The organism is Microbacterium sp. B19, assembly GCF_000333395.1.
Lineage (GTDB): Bacteria > Actinomycetota > Actinomycetes > Actinomycetales > Microbacteriaceae > Microbacterium.
In genome coordinates, this window is sequence record NZ_BADA01000027.1 from 1 (window position 1) to 7,463 (window position 7,463).

A 7,463-nucleotide genomic window follows, 5' to 3' on the forward strand; every position below is an offset into this window, starting at 1 on the left:
CGTCCACCTGCAGCTGCTGCTCGAGGACCCCTGGATCGATGAGGACACCGCGTGCCGGTCGCTCCTCAGCGTCATGGGCTCGCCGTTCCCGGAGAACGTCGACACCGTCCGTCGTGAGGATGTGCTGGCGCGACTCGCCGTCGACCGCATGAACCCGTCGAGCATCGCGTACTCGATCACGGCCGCGCGCGAGAACGCCCGCCGCGCGCGCGAGATCGTGTCAACCGAGCAAAGGCCGGTGACACGCTCGGCGGCATCGTCGAGGTGCTCGCGTACGGCCTCCCGCCGGGGCTCGGCTCGCACGTGCAGTGGGATCGTCGATTGGATGCCAAGCTCGCCCAGGCCCTGATGAGCATCCAGGCCATCAAGGGCGTCGAGGTCGGCGACGGCTTCCTCACCACGACCCGTCGCGGCTCGCAGGCGCACGACGAGCTCTTCGCGACGGAGGACGGCATCACCCGCTCGTCCGACCGCGCGGGCGGCACCGAGGGCGGCATGTCGACCGGTACCGTGCTGCGGGTGCGCGCGGGCATGAAGCCCATCGCCACGATCCCGCACGCCCTCCGCACCGTCGACGTCGCCACGGGCGACACGGCCGCCGCGCACCACCAGCGCTCCGACGTCTGCGCGGTCCCTGCCGCGGGTGTCGTGGCGGAGGCGATGGTCGCGATCACGCTCGCCGACGCGGTGCTGGAGAAGTTCGGCGGCGACAACGTCGCCGAGACGCGCCGCAATCTCGAGACGTACCTCACGCACCTGCCCGAGACGCTGCGCACCACCGACGCCTCCGACGCGGCGTTGCTCGCGCATGACCTCGGCTGAGGTCGGCGCCGGCGCGCTCGTGCTCATCGGACCGATGGGCGCGGGAAAGACGAGCGTCGGGCGCCGCGTCGCGCGCGCCCTCGGCGAAACGTTCAGCGACACCGACAAGATCGTGGTCCGCGACCACGGTCCGATCCGCGACCTGTTCCTCGCGCACGGCGAAGCGCACTTCCGCGCGGTGGAACGGGATGCCGTGGCCGAAGCCCTCGGCCGGGGCGGTGTGGTCGCACTCGGCGGGGGAGCGGTGCTCGACCCGGTCACCCGCGAGCGACTGACCCATCACCGCGTGGTGCTGCTGACCGTGGCGCCGCACGTCGTGGCATCCCGGATCCACGGTGACGAGCGCCCGCTGCTGGGCGGCGAGGACCCGGCGGAGCGCTGGCTCCGCATCTACGAAGAACGGCGACCGATCTACGAAGCGGCCGCCGATATCGCCTTCGACACGTCGTCGGGCCCGCTGGCTCGCGTGGTCGACGACATCGTGGCCTGGGCACGCCCCGTCCCGGCCCAGGAGACCCCATGACTGACACCACGACCATCACCGTCGCCGGCGACCCCGGCTACGACATCACGATCGGGCGCGGCCTGCTCGCGACGCTCGGCGAGAAGCTGCCCGCGGCCGTGCAGAAGGTGCTCATCGTGCACCCGCCGACCCTCGCGGCGCAGGCCGAGGCCCTACGCGCGCAGCTCGTCGGCGACCGCCAGGTGCTGCTCGCCGAGATCCCGGATGCCGAGGCGGGCAAGCGCGTCGAGGTCGCCGCGTTCTGCTGGCAGGTCATGGGCCAGGCCGACTTCACGCGGACGGATGCCGTCATCGGTTTCGGCGGCGGAGCCGTCACCGACCTCGCCGGGTTCGTCGCCGCGACGTGGCTGCGCGGTGTCGCCGTGATCCAGGTGCCGACGACGGTGCTCGGCATGGTGGATGCCGCCGTCGGCGGCAAGACGGGAATCAACACCGCCGAGGGCAAGAACCTCGTGGGCGCGTTCTGGCCGCCCACGGCCGTCGTGTGCGACCTCGACCTGCTCGACACGCTCTCGAAGAACGAGGCCACCGCGGGGTTCGCGGAGGTCGTGAAGGCCGGGTTCATCTGGCATCCGGAGATCCTGGACCTCATCGAGGCCGACCCGTCCGGGATCGTCGACCCGCGGGGGGACGCGTTCCGCCGCTGCATCGAGCTCGCGATCGACATGAAGGCGCGGGTCGTCGGTGAAGACCTGCGCGAGGCGGGCCTCCGCGAAGTCCTGAACTACGGACACACGCTGGGTCACGCGATCGAGCACGCCGAGCGGTACCGCTGGCGCCACGGCGCCGCGATCTCCGTCGGCATGGTGTTCGCGGCCGAGCTGTCGCGCCTGGCCGGACGCCTGTCCGACGACGTCGCCCAGCGCCACCGCGACGTGCTCGAGTCCCTCGGGCTCCCCACGACCTACCGCGCCGGCGCGTGGCAGACCCTCAAGGCGACGATGCAGCGCGACAAGAAGTCCCGCGGCAGCATGCTGCGCTTCATCGTGCTCGACGACCTCGCCCGCCCCACGGTCCTGCAGGCCCCCGACGAGTCGCTGCTGTTCGCGGCCTACCAGGAGGTCGGGGCCTAAGGACCCGGCATCCGGTCCGCCGCGCGCTCGTTCGCAGAATCCCTCGAATCTCGCAGGATTCCGGCCGGATCCTGCGAGGAACGTCCGAATCTGCGAACATCGCCGCACGCGAGACGGCCCCGCCTCCCTCGGGAGACGGGGCCGTCGACGTCCTGGGATCAGACCGTCGCGGGCACGCGCTCCTCGGTGGCGAGACCCAGGCGCGCGGTGGGCACGTCCTTCGTCTCACGGGCGGTGAGGGCGCTCACCGACGCGATGATCGAGATGACCGCGGTGAAGACGCTGATGACGACCCAGCCGCCCGCGCCGCTGCCGCCGAGGGCGGCGACGATGCTGGGCGCGAAGCCGGCCATCAGGAAGCCGAGCTGCGTGCCGATCGCCATGCCCGAGAAGCGGACGCGCGTCGAGAACATCTCGCCGTAGAACGAGGGCCACACGGCGTTGGCCGCGGCGTACCCGAACGAGAAGGTGAGGATCGCGAGGGCGAACGTCACGATCGTGTTCCCGGCGCCCATCGACAGCATGTAGAAGGGCATGAAGACCGCCGACGACAGCGCGCCGTAGATGAAGACGGGCTTGCGGCCGATGCGGTCGGCGAGCCGTCCGAACAGCGGCTGCGTGCCGAGGGCCACGATGTTGGCGACGACGACGAGCCACAGAGTTACGCTCGCGTCGAGTCCCTGCGCCTTTCCGTACGAGATCGCGAGCGTGCCGAACACCGTGGAGACCGCGGCGATGAACGCGCAGCAGATCACGCGGAGCACGTCGCGCCAGTGATCGCGCAGCAGCGGGACGAGCGGCATCCGGGCGATCTGTCCGGTCGCCTTCGCCTCTTCGAACTCGGGCGTCTCGTGCAGGCTGCGGCGGATGAAGAACGCCACGATCACGACGACGGCGCTGAGCCAGAACGGCACGCGCCAGCCCCAGCTGAACTTGATGTCGTCGGGGAGGGCGACCACGGGGATAAAGACGAGGGCGGCGAGGATCTGGCCACCCTGGGTGCCGGTCAGGGTCCAGGAGGTGAAGAACGAGCGGCGGTTCTCCGGGGCGTGCTCAAGGGTGAGCGACGACGCTCCCGCCTGCTCGCCGGCCGCGGAGAGGCCCTGCATCAGACGGCACAGCACGAGCAGCGCGGGGGCGAACCACCCGATCTGCGCGAAGCCGGGGAGGCATCCGATGATGAAGGTCGACAGACCCATCAGCAGCAGCGTGAACATGAGCACCTTCTGCCGACCGATGCGGTCGCCGAAGTGGCCCAGGATGACGGCGCCGACCGGGCGGGCGACGTACGCGAACCCGAAGGTCGCGAACGACATCACCAGCGCCGCCTGGTCCCCGGACGGGAAGAACACCGTCGGGAAGATCAGCGCGGCGGCGGAGCCGAACAGGAAGAAGTCGTAGTACTCCACGGCGCTGCCCATGAAGCTGGCGGCAGCGGCCTTCACGGGAGTCTTCCGCGTCGTTGCGGTGGTGGTCATGGGACAGGTGCTCCTTATCGGGCGAGGGTGTCGCCGGCGGCGGCGACGAGGTCGAGGAAGTGCGCGGTCATGCGATCGGGGTCGGGTCGCGTCCCGGTGATGAGGGCGAAGGCGTCGACGGCCTGGTGGACCGCCATCTTTCCGCCGCTCAGGGTGCGGCAGCCGCGTTCGCGCGCCGCGATCAGCAGCTCGGTGTCGAGCGGCCGGTAGACGATGTCGGCGACCCACAGGTCGGGCCGGAGGAGGGCGGCATCCAGGGGGAGTCCGGGGTGCTCGGCCATGCCGACGGGGGTGCAGTGCACGAGGCCGTCGGCTCCCGCGAGGACGGCCGCGAGGTCGGCGGGCACGGCGGAGTCGACGACGGCGGACGGATGCCGTGCCCCGAGGTCGGCGGCGAGGGCGCCGGCGCGGGCGGCGTCGAGGTCCACCACGGTGAGGTGTGCCGTACCGAGCCGGAGGAGCGCGTCGGCGACGGCCGATCCGGCCCCGCCCGCGCCGAGCTGGACGACGCGGTCGGTCGTGGCATCCGGGAGTCCCTCGCCGAAGGCGGCGGCGAAACCGGTCGTGTCGGTGTTGTATCCGACGCGGCCGGCGGACGTGAACAGCACGGTGTTGACCGCGCCGAGAGCCGCGGCGACCGGGTCGATGCGGTCGAGGTGCGCCATCACGCTCTGCTTGCACGGGTGCGTGACGTTGACCGCGTCGTAGCCGAGGCGCTCGGCCCACGCGAGCACGTCGCCGATCCGCTCGGGGTCGATGCCGAGCGAGGGGAGGTCGAGGGGCCGATACACGTAGGTGAGCCCGAGCGCCCGTGCCTCGGCCATGTGCATCGGCGGGGTGAGCGAGGGCAGGACCCCCGTGCCGATGAGGCCCACGAGGTACGGGTGCGAGTCGATCACGGTACTCCTTCGTCTCCGGATCCCGGTCAGTTGCGAAGTCTCGCTATGTACTAACCGGTACGTTCACAGAAAAGCACGACGAGAAGCGCATGTCAACAGCCCGTCGGATCAGGCCGTGGGGGAGGTGAGCCACCCGACGACGACGTCGCCGATGACGGAGCGCAGGTGCGCGCGCTGGGCGGGCTCTGCCATGTCGACCTCGAACAGGTGCCCGAACGTGTAGCGGTTCGCGACCTGGAACACGCAGTACGCGCTGATCACGAGGTGCACGTCGATCGCCTCGACGTCGGCGCGGAACACGCCCGCGGCGCGACCGCGCTGGAGGATCTCGTCCAGCACGTCCTTCGCGGGCTTCGACGCCTCGCGCAGCCCATCGATCTGGCGGATGAACTCGCCGCGGTGGATGTTCTCGATCGCGACGAGACGGATGAACGCGTCGTGCTGCACGTGGTGGTCGAACGTGACCTCGGCGAGCGCACGCACCGCCTGCACGGGGTCGGAGTGGTCGACGTCGATGGCGCGTTCGGCCTCGCGGATCCCGCGGTAGGCCTCCTCGAGCACAGCCCGGTACAGGCCTTCCTTGCCGCCGAAGTAGTAGTAGATCATCCGCTTCGTCGTGCGCGTGCGGGCGGCGATCTCGTCGACGCGGGCGCCGGAGTAGCCGTCTTCGGCGAAGACCTCGGTGGCGACGGCGAGGAGCTCGGCGCGCGTGCGCTCGGCGTCTCGGCGAACCTCGGGCATCGGCCCAGATTAGTGGACGCGCTATGTACCGGATGGTACATTCGGCGCCCATGAAGACCTCGATCGCGACCGTGTGCGTCAGCGGGACTCTCGTCGACAAGCTCCACGCCTGCGCCGACGCCGGCTTCGACGGGGTCGAGATCTTCGAACCCGACCTGCTGGCCGCGCCCGAGAGCCCCGAGGAGATCGCCGCTCTCGCCGCCCGACTCGGTCTGAGCCTCGACCTTTACCAGCCCATGCGCGACGTCGAAGGGGTCGACGAGGAGACGTTCGCGGGCGTCCTGCGCCGGGCCGAGGCGAAGTTCCGCCTCATGCGGCGCCTCGGCATGGATCTGGTGCTGTGCTGCAGCAACGTCGCCACCGCGACGATCGACGACGACGCCGTGTCCGCGAGCCAACTGCGCCGTCTCGGGGAGCTGGCCGCCGGGTATGGCATCCGGATCGCCTTCGAAGCCCTCGCGTGGGGACGCTACGTCGACGACTACCGGCGCGCGTGGCGCATCGTCGAGCTCGCCGACCACCCGGCCGTGGGGATCTGCCTCGACTCGTTCCACATGCTCTCGCGCGGCCATGACCCCGCGGGGATCGCCGACATCCCGGGCGACCGCATCTTCTTCGTGCAGCTCGCGGACGCACCGCTGCTGACCATGGACGTCCTGTCGTGGAGCCGGCACCACCGGCTCTTCCCCGGCGAGGGCGGCTTCGACCTCGCCGACTTCACCGCGCGCGTCGTCGCCGCGGGCTACACCGGCCCGTGGTCGCTCGAGGTCTTCAACGACACCTTCCGGCAGACCGACCCGCGCCGCACCGCGCTGCACGCGCGTCGGTCCCTGCGGTGGCTCGAGGATGCCGTGGCACGGATCGCTCCGGATGCCACGGCCGACCGCCCCGACATCGCGATGCTGCCCGACGCGGCGGCCCCCTCCCACGTCGACTTCGTCGAGATCACCGCCGAGGACACCTCCGCCGTGGAGGAACTGCTCGCGCAGCTCGGCTTCACCCCGCGCGGACGGCACCGCACGAAGCCGGTCACGCTGTGGACCGCGGGGGAGGCGCGGGTGATCCTCAACGAGCAGCACGCCCGCGGCCGGGTGCCGCAGCTCGCGGCGATCGGTTTCGAGGTCGACGACGCCGAGGCCGTCGACCTGCGCATGCACGACCTGCGGGTGCCCCGCGCCTACCGCCGCACCTACGCGAGCGAGGAACGCCTCGACGGTGCCGTGGCCCCCGACGGCACCGAGGTGTACTGGGCGCAGGCGGCCGACGAGGGGGACCCGGAGTGGGTGCGCGAATTCGAGCACGGCGAACCGCCGCGCGAGAGCCCGATCCTCGGCGTCGACCACATCAGCCTCACCCAGCCGTGGCAGGTGGTGGAGGAGTCGACGCTCTTCTACACGGCGGGGTTCGCCCTGACTCTCGACAGCCGCACCGAGGTCCCGGGGCCGCAGGGGCTCGTGGAGAGCCGGGTGCTCACCGACCCGAACGGCGCGATCCGCATCCCGCTGAACGTCGCGCCGCCGATCCTCGCCGAGCGAGGGAGCGAGGGGGGAGCGGTCCTGCCGCAGCACGCGGCGTTCGGCTGTGCCGACGTGCGCGCGGTCGCCCGTGCGGCCCGCACCCGCGGGTTCCAACCGCTCACCATGCCGGCGAACTACTACGACGACATCGCCGCCCGCTTCGATCTGGCGGACGGGTTCGTGGACGAGCTCCGCGACCTGCATCTCGGCTACGACCGGGATGCCGCGGGCGAATACCTGCACTTCTACACGCGGACCATCGGCGAGGTGTTCCTGGAGTTCGTCGAACGTGTGGACGGCTACGCCGGGTTCGCGGCCGGGACGGCGCCGGTGCGCCTGACCGCGCAGCGGGGACGCTGATAGCGTGCCTGGGGTGAGCACGCCGCGTCGCCTCTCCTCGTCAACGGTCC

General features: G+C 71.0%; 6 protein-coding genes and 2 pseudogenes. 5 read left to right on the top strand and 3 right to left on the bottom strand.

The window, feature by feature from the left end; translation table 11 throughout:
* From I5G_RS24265 to aroB, 4 genes and pseudogenes are all read left to right on the top strand, one after another.
* Positions 1-229 (top strand): annotated as a pseudogene (locus tag I5G_RS24265) (alpha-E domain-containing protein); the annotation flags it as partial.
* 8 nt (positions 230-237) lie between these two features.
* Positions 238-822 (top strand): annotated as a pseudogene (locus tag I5G_RS19820) (chorismate synthase); the annotation flags it as partial.
* A complete protein-coding gene (locus I5G_RS00925) occupies positions 809-1,345 on the top strand; it encodes a shikimate kinase (protein ID WP_022877372.1) in 537 nt (178 codons plus the stop codon). The pseudogene I5G_RS19820 and the gene I5G_RS00925, both read left to right, overlap by 14 nt.
* On the top strand, positions 1,342-2,418 hold the full coding sequence (gene aroB / locus I5G_RS00930; RefSeq protein ID WP_022877373.1) for a 3-dehydroquinate synthase: 1,077 nt from the start codon (positions 1,342-1,344) through the stop codon (positions 2,416-2,418). Before I5G_RS00925 ends, aroB begins: the two co-directional genes overlap by 4 nt.
* Positions 2,419-2,576: 158 nt before the next feature.
* Here aroB and I5G_RS00935 read toward each other — a convergent pair whose 3' ends face one another.
* From I5G_RS00935 to I5G_RS00945, 3 genes are all read right to left on the bottom strand, one after another.
* Positions 2,577-3,896: an MFS transporter gene (locus I5G_RS00935; RefSeq protein WP_022877374.1), complete on the bottom strand. Its 1,320-nt coding sequence runs from the start codon at positions 3,894-3,896 to the stop codon at positions 2,577-2,579.
* A gap of 14 nt (positions 3,897-3,910) precedes the next feature.
* Positions 3,911-4,795 (bottom strand): shikimate dehydrogenase, encoded by an 885-nt coding sequence (locus I5G_RS00940; RefSeq protein WP_022877375.1) that lies wholly within the window; start codon positions 4,793-4,795, stop codon positions 3,911-3,913.
* 108 nt (positions 4,796-4,903) lie between these two features.
* The gene (locus I5G_RS00945; RefSeq protein ID WP_022877376.1) at positions 4,904-5,536 is read right to left on the bottom strand and encodes a TetR/AcrR family transcriptional regulator; all 633 of its coding nucleotides are present in this window, start codon (positions 5,534-5,536) and stop codon (positions 4,904-4,906) included.
* Between the two features lie 50 nt (positions 5,537-5,586).
* On the opposite strand from I5G_RS00945, the gene I5G_RS00950 reads away from it, so the two are divergent.
* Complete coding sequence (locus I5G_RS00950) at positions 5,587-7,413, top strand: sugar phosphate isomerase/epimerase and 4-hydroxyphenylpyruvate domain-containing protein (protein ID WP_022877377.1); 1,827 nt, start codon at positions 5,587-5,589, stop codon at positions 7,411-7,413.
* The last annotated feature ends 50 nt before the right edge of the window (positions 7,414-7,463 follow it).